Genomic DNA, 16,426 nt, shown 5'->3' on the forward strand with positions numbered 1-16,426 from the left:
CGACAAGGCAACGGCGTGAAAAAGCCGGGTCATCGCCCTTCTATCCCACAGCCCGTCAATCCGCCCTTGCCCTCTGTGGAGCTTGTGCCAGGATGAGTCCATCCGCGACATTGGCGCTTCTTTGCCGTCTCCGATAGAGCATCTGCAGAAGACCATCCGCCGACAACCGTCCCGGACCGTGCAGAACCAAATACAAGAACAGAATTCCCCAATAAAACGCCTCTTGGAGCGCGGCCGCTGATAGTTGGCCGTAGGATGTCACCGCCACAATGTTCAGGCCGAACAACGAGAGCGCCGCCCATCGTCCGGCGAGGCCGATCGCCAGCAGGAACGAACCGCCCAATTCAACGGCGGTGGCCAGGTAGGCTGCAATCTCCGGCGGCAGGACCGGCACATCGTAGACCATCGTGAAGAGCATGACGGTGGACATCCAACTGGATAACTTGACCATGCCTCCCTTCCAAAAAATTTGCGCCAAGTAGAGACGGACCGATAGGTCGAAGAACGGCAACAAAGATTCCAGTCCCAAGCTCAATCGACCGTGCAGGAGCGCGACACGCTTGACTGCGCGCGAAAAGAATCCATCGTGTGTTGTCATGCCCGCACCTCCATCTCAACGCCACCCAACAGGCCCAACTGGAGGATGAATGCCATGAAACGCGAGAAATCAAACTCGCGGTCTCCCTGTAGGGCGATCTGCTCCAATTCGGCCGCAGTTTTTCGCTCGGCTATGGCTTCCAGCAATCGGTAGTCAAGCGCTGCAAGCGCTTTCACGTGGATGGCCCCTCCGGCCCTCGCGACAGCTACGCCCGTCTCCTCGACATCGAGGGGCAGGTCGGCGTGCTTGTTTGCCGAAGCCTCCGCCTGGAACGCGAACCAGAGACGATGGACCGGTCGCGAGAGGCGCACCAGTCGAACCGTTGGGCTGAGGACAAGGATGACTCGCGATGGATCGGCTGAAGCGGCGGTCGCGAGTTGATCGTAGGATATCGGCGGAGCATCGGCCCCCTGATGCACGTCATGACAGGCCCATTCCAATCGCGCGAGTTCGACCAGCAGGCCGGGAACCTGTAATTCACGCAGCAGTGCCGGGAGATGCCGTCCATAAGCAAACAGGTCGCCGCTGGCCGACGGGTATCGTGTGAGATAGCCACGCGCGAGAAAGCCAAAATACCGAGGCCCGACGAACCGGCGCAGAACCGGGTAAGTGACGCTGAGCACCTGCGTGTAGTTGGTGCGGATCAAGCGGCGATAGAGCGCCACACCGCGTAGGGATGAGCCGCCGGATACGATCGTGTCCGCCACCGCGTTGTATTTCCCCTCAGTCATCCCTTTGGTAAAAGCCTCCTGAATCTCACGAAGCCGGAACATAGCAACCTCCAAGCATCGCGTCCGCCTGCTTGGCCTGATCGACCAGGACAGACAGCGGCGGGATGTTGGTATCCCATTCGATCAACGTCGGGCGCGGCCCGAAACGATGAATCGCCCACTGATAGAGGCCCCAGACTTCCGAATAGACCGCCTCGCCATGGGTATCAATGAGCCAACCCCCGAAACGATCGAACCCTGCCAGATGGATTTCCCAGACGGCCTCGTCCGGTAGTGCGTCCAGCAACTCGAACGGATCCAGATGAAAATTGACCGCGTTCACATAGACGTTATTCAAATCGAGGAGAATCCCGCAGCCGGTCCGTTTGGCTGTCTCAGCCAGAAACTCCCCTTCCGGGATCGTGCAGTCACGCCAGGTCAGATACCGCGTGATGTTTTCGATCAGGAGGGGGCGTCGAAGAAACTCCTGCGCCTCAGTGATCCGCCGGCAGACATGGTTCAGGCTTTCTTCGGTCAAGGGCAATGGGAGGAGTTCATTGAGGAACCGCCCGCCGACGGAACTCCACGAGAGATGCTCCGACACGAACGCCGGTTCATATCGGTCGATCGCGTTCTTATATTTCGCAAGATGGGTCCGGTCGAGCGGATCGGCGGATCCCAACGAGAGGCTGACCCCGTGAAAACTCAATGGATACTGGGATCTGATCCGCTCGAGGATGCGAAGCGGCGCGCCGCCCTCGCCGAAATAGTTCTCCGGATGGGTTTCCATCCAAGCGACCGCTGGAGTCGAATCCAGAATCTCCCGAAAATGCTGCGACCGCAGCCCGATCCCGGCCTGAGCCGGGATCGGGGTGGAATGTGAGCAAGACATCGCCGTCCGCCCTACATCTTCTTCATCATCATGTCTTTCATCTTGGCCAAATCATCCTTGGTGACGGCCAACACCGTGCCCTTCGCGATCTTGGCGCAAAGGCCTTTCGGCAGAAACACATAGGAATCGGCTTCATTGTCGGTCTTGGCCATACCGACACAGGAATGGAGACTGGTCTTGACCGCGCAATCATTCATGCCGGCCTTGGCGACGCCGCCGCAGGCTTCCCAGCCGCTGGGCAATTCCGGCACCTTGGGCTCAGCACTCGCCGCTTCGGCCCCGGCCAAACTCAAGGCCACCAACAATGCGGACTGCACCACAGCACTCTTCTTGGTCTTGGCATTCATCGAAATCTCCTCATTAGGCTTCATGACATTGTGAGACACACTCGATATTGAACCTGTGCGCATCGTGACGGATTTAGGGCTCGGTCATGTGAATCCCCCTTTCTGGGGTGTAGGACGTCTCATCGGCTTCGCTCAGCCTACGACCAAGCTCTGTGAAGCCACTACAGCCCAGGCCCGCTCGATAGACCAACCAAGAAGAAGACCGAACGGCGCGCGGCCTATCCCAACAACCAGTAGGCCGCTCCGCCAACCATGAGCATGGCCATCACCACAACCATCATCTTTTCATGAGCGCACATCCCAGGCTTCTCCGAACACCCCTTCATCGAACACATCATCGCCATCCTCGTTCCTCCTTTGTGAGAGGCCCCCTCGCAACATCACGCTGTCTCTGCGCAGACAACTGTCCCAGCAAGCGATGGTGTGGCTGACTGTATCGGCATCGAGCCGGGCAGTCTGTGAGCTGTGTTACAGTTGGAGCGAGGGGAGCAGCGAAAGGTTCTGCGTAGGGCACCGGCCGGAATCGTCGCGCGACCCCAGCCGGATCACCGGCTGTCTTCAGGCAACAGTGTCAGTCTTCGCCTGCCACGCCTGCGGCGCATGAGCGATGCGATTCAGATAGTCGCTCAATGTTTCAGCGAGACGAGCGTGAGCGCATCCAACAGGTGCGCTGAGCACAGCCGGCCGCGCAAAATGGTCGAGATGCTGTTCCGGCACCCACCCCCAATGACGCAGGATCGACATCACCAATGTCCTGAGCGCATTGAGCTTGCGATTCGAAAGGGATGTCCGACATTGAGGCGCAAACCGTTCAGAAGTTTGCACGAAAGCATCAAGATGGGATCGGCTCGCGGACTAACACGAACGAATCGTTTCTTCTGAACGCCTGATAGGAACCGCCTATTCAGATTGCTGTATCGGTTTTTCCCTCCAAGTTTCTGTAAGCCATCTCACAGATCCCTTCGGCAGTCTCACGCTAGAGTAGGCACTCCAGAAGAAGTCACCGCGAGGGAATATTCTCTCTTCATTGAAAGGAGTGCAGCATATCCAAAGTCACGATTGTGGTTCTGGCGGATACGGAGACCCATGAAAGCCTGGGGCGTGTCGTGAACGCGCTGGAAGCGGTCAAGGAGTTCAAGGATAGCCACGACGATGTGCGGCTGATTTTCGACGGAGCCGGGCCAAAGTGGATTCCCGAATTGGAGAAGCCTGACCACAAGATTCATGCGCTCTATGAGGCGGTGAAAGATCGGATCGCCGGCGCGTGCGAGTTCTGCGCCGGAGCGTTCGGGGTCAAGGACAAGGTCGTGGCGTGCGGGGTGAAGCTAGTAGGTGAGTACAACGGACATCCAAGTTTCCGTTTACTGATCTCGCAAGGCTATCAAGTCATTACCTTCTGACGACACTGCGTGGAAGCGACGGCTCCTCGACAGGGCCTCGCTTCCCCCTTCACGTCGCCGGTTGCACAAAGCGTCCGGAATCCTTCCACGGATTCCCGCGCTGAAGCGAATCCCCGGGCATAGGCTTCACCAGGCTGGCCAGCGCAGCGGACCTCGGTTGGCCGAACCGGCGCAAAATGTGTTACATAGAGTTCATTCCATATCATCCCAGGAAGGCACGAAGCAGACATGGCCACCGACGACATCACCAAGAAAGTCAGCGAACGATACGCCCGCGCTGCCTCGACGGGCGAGCAGATGTGCTGCCCCACCAGTTACGACATGGGGCATCTCAAAACCTTCATTCCCGAAGAAGTGCTCAAGATTTCGTACGGTTGCGGCACCCCGGCGGGACTACAGACCGTCCACGCGGGCGAGCGCGTGCTGGATATCGGATCTGGCGGCGGCATCGACTGCTTCGAAGCGTCCCGGCTCGTAGGCCCCACCGGTGCGGTGATCGGCATCGACATGACGGACACGATGCTGGAGATCGCGCGCCGCAATGCACCGATCGTAGCGTCCAATCTCGGTTATGCCGTCTCCAACGTCGAGTTCCGCAAAGGCATGGCGGACGCGATGCCGGTCGAGAACGACACGATCGATCTCATCATTTCCAATTGCGTGATCAACCTGGCGCCCGACAAGCGGAACGTCTTCACGGAGATGTTCCGCGTCTCCAAGCCGGGCGGCCGGTTCACGATCTCGGACATCGTGTCGGATCAGACCGTGCCGCAATATCTGATTCACGATGCGGGCAAATGGGGAGACTGCCTGTCCGGCGCGTTGACCCTGACCGACTATATGAACGGGATGGCCCAAGCCGGATTCCGAGGAATCCACCTGCTGAAGTCGTCTCCCTGGCAGGTCATCGACGGGATTCATTTCTTTTCGGTCACGTTGACCGGGTACAAACTGCCTCCGGCAAATGCCGGGACCGCCCTGCGTCATGCCACGCTCGCCGGCCCCTTCAGCCAGGCCGTCGATGAACAAGGCACTGTGTACCACCGCGGCATCCCACAGCCGATCGATGCCGACACGGCCATGCTCTTGAGCCAGCCGCCCCTCGCGCCCCATTTTGTGCTGTCGGCCGAACCGCAGCCGCTCAATCGGAATGATTCACGCTGGGCTTCGGTGCTGCCGGCGGATGAGCCCTGCGTGTGGCGCGGCGACTTCGCGCTCTTGGCCGGTCCTTTCCTCGAAGTCGCCGACGACGACCAACATCGGTACCGTCGCGGGGAGCCACTGGAGATCTGCTCGAAGACCGTCGCGGTCTTGGGAGATACCCGTTATGCCCGGCACTTTGCGATCATCAATCGGGCCGGACAAGAGGTGAGCGGCGAAGCCGTGAGCTGCGCGCCCGGAGGAGCCTGTTGTCCGTGAAATCAAAGACGACCGGAACGGTTCTGACCTCCGGCCAATGCGCGGCCGTCCTGAAAGCCATCGGAGACGAAACCCGTCTGCAGATTCTGGAATATTTGCTCATCAACGATCATTGCGTGACGGAACTCATGCTCAAGCTCAGCTGCGCGCAGCCCCATGTCTCACACCACCTGCGCATTCTTCGGCATGCCGGGCTGGTCGAGGGAATCCGCGAAGGAAAACGGGTCTGTTATCGCATCACACCGGGCATGAAGCGCGCGCTGGCCAACGGGCAAGGACAGTCCTTAGATTTCGGCTGTTGTGAGGTGCGCTTTCCGGCCTCAACGTTATCGAACCTGCAGCGCGGAAAGTAGCGAGACCCAGGTCATCGTAACGCCCTTCCACCCCAACTGAACAACCATGGCACAGTCGCTCCTGGCACAAGGCAATCCGCTGGCCGCTCCCGCGGAACAGCTGAAGCACTTACACGAAATCAACGGCTGCCCGCCGTTCGACGCACTGATCCAGCGCCACGGCCTCTTTCCGTTGCACGCGACCGGCATTTCGGTCCTGCAGATCAACGTCGGGAAGCTGTGCAACCAGGCCTGCCGCCACTGTCATGTGGATGCCGGACCGGACCGAACCGAACAGATGTCCAAGGAAACGGCCGAACAGTGCATCGCCGCCTTGGCACAGACCGACATTCCGACCCTCGACATCACCGGGGGCGCGCCGGAGCTGAACCAGAATTTTCGTTGGCTGGTCGAACAGGCTCGTGCGCTCAACCGACAGGTGATGGATCGCTGCAATCTGTCGGTGTTGTTGTTGCCCTCTCAGGCGGATCTGGCCGAATTCCTGGCGACGCATCGGGTGGAAGTCGTCGCCTCACTCCCCTCGTTCCGCGCCGTGCAGACCGACGCACAGCGGGGCGACGGAATCTTCGACAAGTCAATTGAAGGATTGCGCCTGCTCAATCATTTGGGATACGGCCGTGAGGGCAGCGGGTTGGTATTGAATCTGGTCCACAACCCCGTCGGCGCCTTCCTCCCTCCCAAGCAGGAAGCGATCGAGGCGCAATTCCGCAAAGAATTACTCGCCAAGCACGGCATCGTGTTCAATCACCTGTACACCATCACGAACATGCCGGTGAGCCGCTTTTTGGAATTTTTGGTGGAGAGCGGCAATTTCGAAGGTTATATGGAGCGCTTGGCGAATGCGTTCAATCCCGCGGCTGCGGCCGGGGTCATGTGCCGCTATACACTCTCAGTGGGATGGGACGGGAAGCTCTACGATTGCGATTTCAACCAGATGTTGGACCTTCCAGTACATTCCGACGTCCCAACGCATATTCGGGACTTCGATCCGGTTCGGTTGCAACACCGTCGCATCATCACGCGTAACCATTGCTATGGCTGCACGGCCGGCTCCGGCTCTTCGTGCGGCGGCGCAGTCACGTAGTAGGGAGGTTGCGGTTCGGGCTGAGATCGAGCGCAACCCACGTGGTTCTGCCCCCAGATCACTCCACACGTTAGCCTCAACCTTGTCCTCGACCTTGCGATGGAGATTCTCCTTTTCATTCTGGTATTTGCCCTTGCTTTCGCCAACGGGACCAACGATGTCTCCAAAGCGATCGCCACACTGGTCGGCAGCGGCGTCACGGACTATCGGCGCGCCATCCTGTGGGGAACGGCCTGGACAGTCGCCGGCGCCAGTACATCGGCCTTCGTCGCAGGGGCCATGGTCAAAACATTCAGCAGCGGACTACTACGGGCCGGCACTGCATTGCCACCGGCCGTAGCACTGGCCATCCTCTGCGGGACCGTCGCCTGGGTCTTAGTGGCCACGAGAACGGGACTTCCGGTCTCGACGACGCATGCGCTGACGGGTGCCATCGTCGGGAGCAGCCTCGCTGCCATGCTGGGTGAACGGCTGCTGTGGCCGGCGATCCAAGCCAAGATCGCTCTCCCCCTTTTGCTGAGCCCGCTCCTGGCCCTTTCCGTATCATTGATCGTCCATCCGGTGATTCGACTCGCTGCCACGAAGTGGGGAGGTCATTGTCTTTGCGTCATGCCGGACTCCCGCGCGCTTGTCGCCATCGACCCCCAGGGCAGTGCGCGCCTGCTGTTCCACAACAAAGTCTTTGGTGGTCCCTTCGTGGCAATCCCCGAGCAATGCGACCGTGCGGGGTTGCAAGGGCTGATCGTCGGATTGGACACGATTCATTGGGTCTCCGGCGGACTTGCCGCGTTTGCGCGGGGGACGAACGATGCGCCGAAAATCGTGGCCATGCTGTTGCTCGGCGCCGCAACGGCGACATGGCCCAATCGACTTATGCAATTCGGCGCCTATGCGGGTGTGGCATTGGCCATGGGCTTGGGCAGTCATCTGGGCGGGAAGCGCGTCACTGCGGTGCTGGCGGAGAAGGTCACGCAGATGAACCATGCAGAAGGCCTCTCTGCCAACCTCACCACCTCGACGCTCGTCCTCACCTCCGGAATCCTCGGCTGGCCGGTATCGACCACGCACATCAGCAGCTCGGCGATCATCGGCATCGGGTTGTTCAAGGGCCGCGCCGCCGTCCGCTGGGGCACGGTTCGCGACATGGTGTTGGCCTGGATCGTAACGCTGCCCGCGTCGGGCTGCTTCGCGGCGCTCGCCTGCTGGATCCTCTTGCGCATGCGGTAATCCTTTCCCGTTCATCCCCTGACCGGCGCCTCACCAAGGCCGGCACACACAACATATAGACATATCTCGATGTATTGCTTTATGAAGAGCGTCGTCTCCGCGGACGCTTCCCGACCCGACGCACCGAGGAGAAGCGGCACTCACGCCGTCGTTTACAGTGGCTTCCTGGCACGAATGAAGGCGCTGGCGAACTTGCCTTCGACCTCATGCACCAGACTCTTTTGCTCAAGACCCGCGCCGGAGAGGAATTCCGCGATGTCCGCCGCCGTGTAGATCCGTGTCGGTTCAATCCCGATCTCGACAAACCCTGCTGTCTCGAGCATGGCATGGTACCGGCGATCTTCCAGGGCTCCGGCTACACAGCCCGCCCACAATTCCAAGTTTCGTCGAATCGCGTCGGGCACCTCTCCCCGCACTACGATGTCCGACACCGCCAACCGTCCTCCGGGTTTGAGGACGCGAAATGCTTCGGCCAGAACGCGATCCTTTTCTCCCGAGAGATTGATCACACAGTTGGAGATGATCACATCGACGGAATTGTCGGGCAGCGGAATCTTCTCAATTTCCCCCTTGAGAAACTCGACGTTGTGCAAGCCGGCCTGCTTTTGATTGTCCCTGGCCAGGTCCAACATTTGATCCGTCATATCAAGCCCGTAAGCTTTGCCAGTCGGGCCCACGCGCCTTGCGGAAAGCAAGACGTCGATTCCGCCGCCCGATCCGAGATCCAGTACGACTTCCCCGGGATGGAGTTCTGCCAACGCCGTCGGATTCCCACAGCCCAACGACGCAGCCACGGCGACTCTGGGCAGTCCGTCCTGCTCCTCGGAGGAATAGAGCCCCGAGGTAATAGGATCGACGTTGACTAATGCGGGAATCGCCCCGCAGCAGGAACTTCCCCCCTTGGTGGCTCGCTCGGCTGCCGCCCCGTATTTTTCCTTCACCAGTTCGCGAATACCCTGTGCATCCATGGTAGACCTCCCGTATTGATCAACAATTCTTGATGCATAAGACACAAAAAAATATCAGCAACAGGTGCTGGAACGACGTACCCGGCGGGCTTCCTTGAGTGAGTCAATGACTGCTTCAAGCTCGTTCAATGTCTCGATCTGTAACCGATAATACATCCAACGTCCTTCGCGCCGATCCAAGATGAGTCCGGCGTCCTTGAGGACCTTGAGATGAAACGAGAGACGAGATTGTCCTGCGTCCAACGCCTCGGTCAGCTCGCATACGCACCGCTCGCCGTCCTTCAATTCCTCCAAGATGTCCAATCTCGTCGGATCAGCCAGGGCGTGGAAGAGCTCCGCTGCCCGCGCGGTATCCTTTACAACGCTCGTATTCATGAAAAGTAAATTACATCAACATTTCTTGATCAGTCAAGCGGATCGGGCTTGCCTGTTGCTCAAGCCGGCCCACTTTGTTAAGGTGTGCAGGCACGCGATCTTGTCCTTAGCCGAATCGAGCTTCCGCATGGTCTGGGATCCCAAGGATCCTTGGAGCAAAAAGGGCGATAAGTTCGATGACGCCTTCAAGCAGGCGCAGGGTCAATTTCGCCAGCTGATGCCCTCCGGCGGTCTTCGCAATTTCCTCCTCGTCACGCTCATCATCTTCCTCATCTGGCAAAGTGCCTTCATCGTCGGTCCCGACGAAGAAGGCGTGGTGAAGCGCTTCGGCGTGCCGGTCCGGGTCGTCGATCCCGGTCCTCACCTCAAAATTCCGGTCGTTGAAAGCGTTCTGCAACCGAAAGTCGCCAAACTTCACCGTGTCGAGGTCGGATTTCGCACCGATCGGCAAGGGCGGCAACAGATGGTTCCGCAGGAAGCGTTGATGCTGACCGGGGACATGAACATCCTCGCCATCGAATTCATTGTGCAATACAAGATCAAGAGCTCGCGCGAATACCTGTTCAACGTGGCCGACATCCACGACACAATCGGCAAAGCCGCGGAAGCCTCCATGCGCGAAGTCATCGGCAAGAGCAAAATCGACGAGGCGTTGACGACCGGGAAGGCACAGATTCAGCAGGACACGCAGGAACAGCTCCAACGTATCCTCGATCAGTATAAGACCGGCGTGCAGGTCGCGGCCGTTCAGCTGCAGGACGTGCATCCGCCGGAAGCCGTTGCCGCTGCCTTCAAGGACGTCACCAATGCCAAGGAAGACCGCGAGAAGCTGATCAACCAGGCTCAGGGCTACCGCAACGACATTATTCCCCGAGCAAAGGGCGAAGCGGCGCAGCTCGTGAACCAGGCAAAGGGCTACGCGCAAGCGCGCTTGAACCGCGCTCAAGGTGAAGCCAATCGCTTCCTCGCGACCTTGAAAGAGTACAACCAGGCCAAGGACATCATCAGCAAGCGAATCTATATCGAAACGCTCGAGGAGATCCTGCCCAACATCGACAAGTTCGTCCTCGACGGGAAAGGCGGCGACCGCGCTCTGCCCTATTTGCCCCTTGATCGTTTCGCCAAACCGGCGCCCGCACCGTCAAGCGGAGTACACGAACGGACGCAATGAGCAAACAAGGTTTCATTCTCGCATTCGTTGGCGTCTTGGTCGGGCTGCTCGTCCTTGGAGCCTCTCCGTTTTACATCGTGGACGTAACGCAAAATGCCATCGTGGTGCAATTGGGCAAGCCGGTCCGCAATGTGACCGAAGCGGGCTTGTACCTCAAGGTCCCCTTCATCGAGGAAGTGACCTACTTCGACAAGCGTCTGCTCGATTACGATTCCGATGCGCAGGATGTGATCACCCAAGACAAGAAGACCCTGTTGCTGGACAACTTCGCGAAATGGCGGATCACCGATCCGCTCAAGGTCTACCAGGCGTTCCAGAGCCAACGCGGGGCGCTGCAGCGGCTGCATGACATCATCTATTCCGAACTGCGCGTGGAACTCGGACGTCACGACCTGGCGGAAATCGTGTCCACCGCCCGAGCCGATCTGATGACGGTGGTGACCCAGCGATCCAACGAAAAAGCTTCGGCCTACGGCATCGAAATCCAGGATGTCCGGATCAAGCGGGCGGATTTGCCGGAACAGAACGAGAAGGCCGTGTTTGCTCGAATGCAGGCTGAGCGGGAACGCCAGGCCAAGCAGTATCGGGCCGAGGGAGCGGAAGAATCGCAGAAGATCAAGTCCGATGCGGAAAAGGATCGCGAAATCATCCTGGCAGAGGCGTATCGCGAATCAGAGGAACTGCGGGGAGGCGGCGATGCCAAGGCCTTTCACATCTATGCCGAGGCCTATCGGCAAGATCCTCATTTCTTCGAATTCACCCGGACCATGGATGCCTACCGCAAGACCTTCAAAGACAAGACCACCATTCTGGTCAGCCCCGACTCCGAGTTCTTCCGCTACCTCAAGCAGCATTGAATCGCTTACGACAGGCCGACGATCGTTCCGGAAATGGAATCGAAATCGATTCGCTCCCCGGCTGGTTTGGTCGGCAAGCCCGGCATCAACTGCATCCCCGAACAGATAGCAGTGAGAAACCCCGCCCCGCTCAGGATGCGGACCTCTTGAATCGGCACGATGAATCCCGACGGGCGTCCCTTCAGGCTTGGATCATGGGATAGGGACAACGGAGTCTTGGCCATGCAAATAGGCAGCTCGGCGCACCCGAGTTGCTCCGCCAACTTGATATCTGCTTCGGCCTGTTGACTGAACGAAACCCCTGACGCTCCATAGATGGTTGTCGCAATGGCCTCAATTTTTTTCTTGATTGGCCACGTCAGCTCGTACAGATGGCGAAACGCGGTCCCTTGCGACGCCGCCTTCACGACTGCTCGAGACAGCTCTTCAGACCCACGCCCCCCGTCAGCCCAATGCGTCGACACGGCCGCGTCAACCGCCCCGGCAGCCTGAGCCCGTTCTCGCACCCAGTTGAGTTCCTCGACCGGATCATCCTTGAAGGCATTGACCGCCACGACAACCGGTACGCCATGGGCGCGCACGTTGGCGATGTGCTGTTCCAGATTGCCGAATCCCTTTTCAAGCGCCGCCTGGTTAGGGCCCGTCAGTCCGCTCGGAAGCGGAACCCCCACCCTGACGATGCCGCCACCTCCATGAAGCTTCAACGCCCGGAGGGTCGCCACTACCACCGCAGCATCGGGGTAAAGCCCAGATGCGCGGCACTTAATGTTGAAGAATTTCTCCGCCCCCAAGTCACTCCCAAACCCCGCTTCCGTCACCACATAGTCGGCGCAGCGAAGGGCCAACTGGTCCGAGACGATGGAACAGTTCCCGTGTGCAATGTTTCCAAACGGCCCGGCATGTACGAAAGCCGGTGTCCCCTCAAGTGTCTGGACCAAATTGGGTAACAAGGCATCCTTCAGCAAGACCGCCATCGACCCGACACAATTGAAATCTCTCGCACGAAGCACCTTGCCATCCTTCGTCACTCCGACAAGAATGTTCCCAAGACGGTGCTTGAGGTCGGCGTAATCGGTGGCCAATGCAAGGACGGCCATAATTTCTGATGCTTCGGTAATCACAAACCGCCCATGCCGCCCGCCGGTTCCCTCCCCCAAGGCAACCTCTCGAAGGGCTCGGTCACTCACACCCAGCGTCCTCGGCCAATGGACGGTTTGGGGATCAAGGTTGAGGCTATTGCCGTGAAAGAGATGGTTGTCGACAAAGGCGGACAGGAGATTGTGCGCCGACGAAACGGCATGGGCATCCCCTGTAAAGTGCAGATTGATATCCTCCATCGGATAGACCTGCGCTCGACCACCCCCCGTTCCCCCGCCCTTGATCCCAAACACCGGACCGAGCGAAGGCTGGCGGAGTGTCACGGCAGCCCGATGGCCAAGTCGGCAGAGCCCCATACCCAGCCCAATGGACGTCGTGGTCTTCCCTTCGCCGAGTGGCGTGGGATTGATGGCAGTCACCAGCACATAGCGTCCCTTCGGACGAGTCCGGAGCGACTCGGTCAATCGAAGCGATAACTTGGCCTTGTACCGGCCGAACGAGATAAGGTCATCGGATGGAAGCCCCAACGCCTGTCCGATTTCGAAAATGTGCTTGGGTGTGATTGAGCGCGCAATCTCCAAATCCGTCATGCGTGATTCCCCATATCAGAGGTGGTCGAGCAGGAACGCGGGAGTATAGCAAAACCCTTGGAATGAACTAAACCGGACGGGATCTAAGATAGATGGAGCTGCTGTCTGGGGTAGAAGAAGTCAGCGATGGACCGTTACGGGCAGCCGTCGTCAGATCCAAGGGAGGGGAGGCCGATGTCACAAACTGCAGAAACCTACGAATTCTGAATTGGTGGACGGCTTAGTCGAGGATGAACTTGGTTGGGTCCAGTGCCTGACCGTTTTTCTTAACCATGTAGTGGAGGTGCGGACCAGTCGAAAGGCCGGTACTTCCGACGAGAGCCACCACTTCACCACGCTTCACCCGCTGGCCTTCCTTCACCAAGGCTTTAGCTAAGTGGCCGTAGACGGTTTCAATGCCATACCCGTGGTCTAGCTTGACCATGTTGCCCATCTTGGAATCAAAGCTCACCGAGATCACGCGGCCAAGGGCGGGAGCCTGGACAGGAGCATTTGCAGCAGCACCGATATCCAGCCCGTCATGCCAGGCTGGTTTCTCCGTGAAGGGGGAAACCCGGGGACCAAAGCCTGACGTTACCCAACCGCGAACCGGCCAGATGGAAGGGGTCGAGGCCCACTGGGTCGACCGCTGCTCGGCAACTTCAGTCAACTCCTGGAGTACCCGCTCTTCCAGAGACGCTTCCTTGGCTAGAGCACTGATGCTGTCGCGGACCTGCTGGGCGATCACTTCAGCATCTTCAGCAGTCACGTTTGCATCCAACCCATTGGAATCTTTGAATTCTGAGATTTGTTGACGGGGATCGTTGCCGGAGGTCAGGTTCGAGGAGTTCGTTGCATTTCCCTTACTATCGGGAAGGGGCAACTCTTCACCACCTCGGCCATTGGCCAAGTCACCGGTCTGCTTCGTGGCGTCAATACCAAGCATGACGCGGAGGCGCTGGTTGACTTCACCCATTGCCGCCAGACGCTTCTTCAGGTCGTCGATGGCGCTGGAGAAAGCCGCCGTCTGCTCACGGGCACTCATCGCTTCCGCACGGAAAGCCGACAACTGCCACACTTCGCCCGTCCGAATAACGTAGTGGGAAATGACCAACAGGTCGGCAACAACTAAAATGGCAGACAAAATCAACAGCTTACGAACGAATTTCCGCGGGAAGCTGAACCGAAGGGGCTTCGAGGAAGAGCCTCGGAACACCACAACGGTGTAGGCATCACTGGTTTCGGTCGCTTGCTGGCTCATAGCACATACCTCTTTAACGGATTCAATAGAAGGTGAGCGTCAATCTACTCTGCGCAGTGTACTGATCTCATTCCGCTTGGTCAACCTTTTGTTTCAAATAATATTGCGAGTGTATTCAACTACTTCCGCGTTTCATCCCTAATCCACTGCAGATACGGCGCGGAGCCGGCAATAATCGGAAGAGCAATGACCTCAGGGACCGAATAACTATGGTTCTCTTTGATGATCTGTTCAAGTTCCTGATAACACTTCCTCGAACTCTTGAATATCAACAGGCACTCGGTTTCGACGTTGACTCGCCCTTCCCAACGGAACAAGGATCGAATATCTCTAACAACGTTGAGACAGGCTGCGAGTTTCCGCTCTATGACCTTTTGCCCTAAGTGCTCCGCTTCTTCCTGGGAGGCCGCCGTGACGAGCACCACAATTTCGGTTATGTCCTCCTGCACGTCTGCCCCCTTCCCTTTACGCAACTTTCATGCCTCCAGATCTCAGGGACGTCCCCTAACTTACTGTTATTTAAGGACGTAAAATTCATTTCCCGGCCCTGGCCTCCATTACACTGATTACAAAGGACAGAAACCGTACAGAGCGGACAAAAAACGACCGCTATTCCAGCAGGAGAGAACGAGTCGCGAGGGGATCAACCACCATTCCTACGGTTGCCCGGTCGCTCGCGAGCTAGAGCCAGTGCAGTTGACTCTCCTTTTCAGGCTCGCTTATGATCCGAGTTACTGACGGAGGTGCCACGATGGCGTTCACGATCACAGTCAAAGATCTCAAAGCAAAGCTCGATAAAGGCGAAAAACCGGTGCTGGTAGATGTTCGCGAGCCGTGGGAATATGCCCTGGCGAAGCTGGACGGATCTGTCCTCGTTCCGCTCGCATCCCTGCCACAGTCCCTTGATAAGATCGACCGCAACGCCGAGATTATCGCCTACTGCCATCATGGGATGAGAAGCGCGGACGCGACAGCCTTCTTACTCCAGCAGGGTTTCCCTAACGTGAAGAACCTCATCGGTGGGATCGATGCCTGGTCCATTCAAGTGGACCCGGGAGTGCCTCGATACTGAGGCACCGATCAGCCGATTTGTTCGCGAAAATACTCGACCGTCTCCCTGAGCCCTTCCCGCAAATCAAACTTGGGTTCCCATCCCAGTTCTGTCCGAATCTTCGTTGAATCGAGCACGCTGCGAGCCTGCTCCCCCTTCTTCGCCGGACCGTGCACTTCCTTGAACTCGGTCTTCGTCAACTCGACCAACAGGTGAAACAAGTCGTTGACCGACGTTTCCACGCCGGTGCCGACGTTATACACCCCCTGAACCTCAGGCCCCAGTGCCATGAGGTTTGCCTCGACGACGTCCTCGACAAACACGAAGTCTCGGGTCTGACGCCCATTTCCATTGACCACCGGCTGTTCTCGATGCAGCATCTTTTCAATGAAGATAGACACGACGCCAGCCTCTCCCTCAGGGTCCTGGCGGGGGCCGTAGACATTGGCATATCGGAGACTGACGGTCTGAATCCCGCTCAAACGGCTGTAATAGGATAAGTAATGCTCCCCGCAGAGTTTACTGATGCCGTAGGGGGACAGGGGCTGAGTGACATGTACTTCGGCTGCAGGAAAACTCTGCTGCTCGCCATATATGGCGCCGCCAGATGACGAAAAGATCACCTTTCGCGCCCCGTGGCGCGACGCCTGCTCCAAGACGTTCAAAGTGCCTAAGACGTTCACCTGTGCATCGAACATGGGATCGTCCACCGAACGCCGCACGTTCATCTGAGCGGCCAAATGCATGACGACCGCTGGCCGTTCGTTGCGAAATACTCGCTCCAGTTTGGGGTTCTCGATTTCGATTTTATAAAACTGCGCGGCCTTCGGGACATTGCTTCGCTTCCCGGTAACCAGGTTATCGACGACCACCACGGCATGCCCTTCTTGCAGCAATCGATCCACCACGTGCGAACCAATGAAGCCCGCGCCCCCCGTCACCAAAACTTTCATGCCATTCCTCGCTGCTCAGCCGGTTGGTTGGATGCTCTGTTGAACCACTTCCCCTACCCAGGGTGATCGATCGCAGAGTACACCTTCTCTCCG

18 protein-coding genes are annotated in these 16,426 nt (G+C 58.2%); 8 read left to right on the forward strand and 10 right to left on the reverse strand.

All coding sequences use genetic code 11. The features are described 5' to 3' along the window. Positions 1–55 precede the first annotated feature (55 nt). Genes KF814_07055 through KF814_07070 form a run of 4 tightly spaced genes read right to left on the reverse strand, consistent with a single transcriptional unit; the run spans position 56 to position 2,547 of the window. On the reverse strand, positions 56–598 hold the full coding sequence (locus KF814_07055) for a DoxX family protein (protein MBX3235892.1): 543 nt from the start codon (positions 596–598) through the stop codon (positions 56–58). Continuing rightward, a complete protein-coding gene (locus KF814_07060) occupies positions 595–1,371 on the reverse strand; it encodes a putative DNA-binding domain-containing protein (GenBank protein MBX3235893.1) in 777 nt (258 codons plus the stop codon). The genes KF814_07055 and KF814_07060 overlap by 4 nt, the downstream gene beginning before the upstream one ends. Beyond that, positions 1,355–2,200: a DUF692 domain-containing protein gene (locus KF814_07065; protein ID MBX3235894.1), complete on the reverse strand. Its 846-nt coding sequence runs from the start codon at positions 2,198–2,200 to the stop codon at positions 1,355–1,357. The genes KF814_07060 and KF814_07065 overlap by 17 nt, the downstream gene beginning before the upstream one ends. An 11-nt stretch (positions 2,201–2,211) precedes the next feature. Beyond that, positions 2,212–2,547 carry a DUF2282 domain-containing protein gene (locus KF814_07070; GenBank protein MBX3235895.1) on the reverse strand — a complete coding sequence of 112 codons (336 nt, stop codon included), beginning with the start codon at positions 2,545–2,547 and terminating at the stop codon, positions 2,212–2,214. A gap of 1,061 nt (positions 2,548–3,608) precedes the next feature. Here KF814_07070 and KF814_07075 point away from each other — a divergent pair. From KF814_07075 to KF814_07095, 5 genes are all read left to right on the forward strand, one after another. Further along, a complete protein-coding gene (locus tag KF814_07075; protein MBX3235896.1) occupies positions 3,609–3,947 on the forward strand; it encodes a DsrE family protein in 339 nt (112 codons plus the stop codon). Between the two features lie 228 nt (positions 3,948–4,175). Beyond that, positions 4,176–5,366 (forward strand): methyltransferase domain-containing protein, encoded by a 1,191-nt coding sequence (locus KF814_07080; protein MBX3235897.1) that lies wholly within the window; start codon positions 4,176–4,178, stop codon positions 5,364–5,366. Then, positions 5,363–5,719, forward strand: coding sequence for a winged helix-turn-helix transcriptional regulator (locus KF814_07085; GenBank protein ID MBX3235898.1), 357 nt, complete (start codon positions 5,363–5,365; stop codon positions 5,717–5,719). The genes KF814_07080 and KF814_07085 overlap by 4 nt, the downstream gene beginning before the upstream one ends. A gap of 46 nt (positions 5,720–5,765) precedes the next feature. Beyond that, positions 5,766–6,803, forward strand: a complete 1,038-nt coding sequence (gene arsS / locus KF814_07090; protein MBX3235899.1) for an arsenosugar biosynthesis radical SAM protein ArsS — start codon at positions 5,766–5,768, stop codon at positions 6,801–6,803. Positions 6,804–6,902: 99 nt separating this feature from the next. Further along, positions 6,903–8,030: an inorganic phosphate transporter gene (locus KF814_07095; protein MBX3235900.1), complete on the forward strand. Its 1,128-nt coding sequence runs from the start codon at positions 6,903–6,905 to the stop codon at positions 8,028–8,030. Positions 8,031–8,182: 152 nt separating this feature from the next. Here KF814_07095 and KF814_07100 read toward each other — a convergent pair whose 3' ends face one another. Together KF814_07100 and KF814_07105 are read right to left on the reverse strand one after the other, a co-directional pair. Next, positions 8,183–8,998 carry an arsenite methyltransferase gene (locus KF814_07100; protein ID MBX3235901.1) on the reverse strand — a complete coding sequence of 272 codons (816 nt, stop codon included), beginning with the start codon at positions 8,996–8,998 and terminating at the stop codon, positions 8,183–8,185. A gap of 54 nt (positions 8,999–9,052) precedes the next feature. Next, positions 9,053–9,373 carry a winged helix-turn-helix transcriptional regulator gene (locus tag KF814_07105; GenBank protein MBX3235902.1) on the reverse strand — a complete coding sequence of 107 codons (321 nt, stop codon included), beginning with the start codon at positions 9,371–9,373 and terminating at the stop codon, positions 9,053–9,055. Between the two features lie 127 nt (positions 9,374–9,500). Between KF814_07105 and hflK the strand changes: the two genes are divergently transcribed. Next, positions 9,501–10,544 carry an FtsH protease activity modulator HflK gene (hflK, locus tag KF814_07110; protein MBX3235903.1) on the forward strand — a complete coding sequence of 348 codons (1,044 nt, stop codon included), beginning with the start codon at positions 9,501–9,503 and terminating at the stop codon, positions 10,542–10,544. Beyond that, positions 10,541–11,401, forward strand: a complete 861-nt coding sequence (locus KF814_07115; protein MBX3235904.1) for a protease modulator HflC — start codon at positions 10,541–10,543, stop codon at positions 11,399–11,401. The genes hflK and KF814_07115 overlap by 4 nt, the downstream gene beginning before the upstream one ends. Positions 11,402–11,406: 5 nt before the next feature. Here the strand turns inward: KF814_07115 and KF814_07120 are convergent, their stop codons facing one another. From KF814_07120 to KF814_07130, 3 genes are all read right to left on the reverse strand, one after another. After that, a complete protein-coding gene (locus KF814_07120) occupies positions 11,407–13,089 on the reverse strand; it encodes a formate--tetrahydrofolate ligase (protein ID MBX3235905.1) in 1,683 nt (560 codons plus the stop codon). A gap of 220 nt (positions 13,090–13,309) precedes the next feature. Then, entirely contained in the window at positions 13,310–14,329 is a 1,020-nt protein-coding gene (locus KF814_07125; GenBank protein MBX3235906.1) for a M23 family metallopeptidase, read from the reverse strand. A 119-nt stretch (positions 14,330–14,448) separates the two neighbouring features. After that, positions 14,449–14,778 (reverse strand): divalent-cation tolerance protein CutA, encoded by a 330-nt coding sequence (locus tag KF814_07130; protein MBX3235907.1) that lies wholly within the window; start codon positions 14,776–14,778, stop codon positions 14,449–14,451. 302 nt (positions 14,779–15,080) lie between these two features. On the opposite strand from KF814_07130, the gene KF814_07135 reads away from it, so the two are divergent. Further along, positions 15,081–15,401 (forward strand): rhodanese, encoded by a 321-nt coding sequence (locus KF814_07135; GenBank protein ID MBX3235908.1) that lies wholly within the window; start codon positions 15,081–15,083, stop codon positions 15,399–15,401. A gap of 8 nt (positions 15,402–15,409) precedes the next feature. On the opposite strand, the gene KF814_07140 is transcribed toward KF814_07135, so the two are convergent. Further along, complete coding sequence (locus KF814_07140) at positions 15,410–16,333, reverse strand: SDR family oxidoreductase (GenBank protein MBX3235909.1); 924 nt, start codon at positions 16,331–16,333, stop codon at positions 15,410–15,412. Positions 16,334–16,426: the final 93 nt, after the last annotated feature.

Source organism: Nitrospiraceae bacterium (assembly GCA_019637075.1).
GTDB lineage: Bacteria > Nitrospirota > Nitrospiria > Nitrospirales > Nitrospiraceae > JAHBWI01.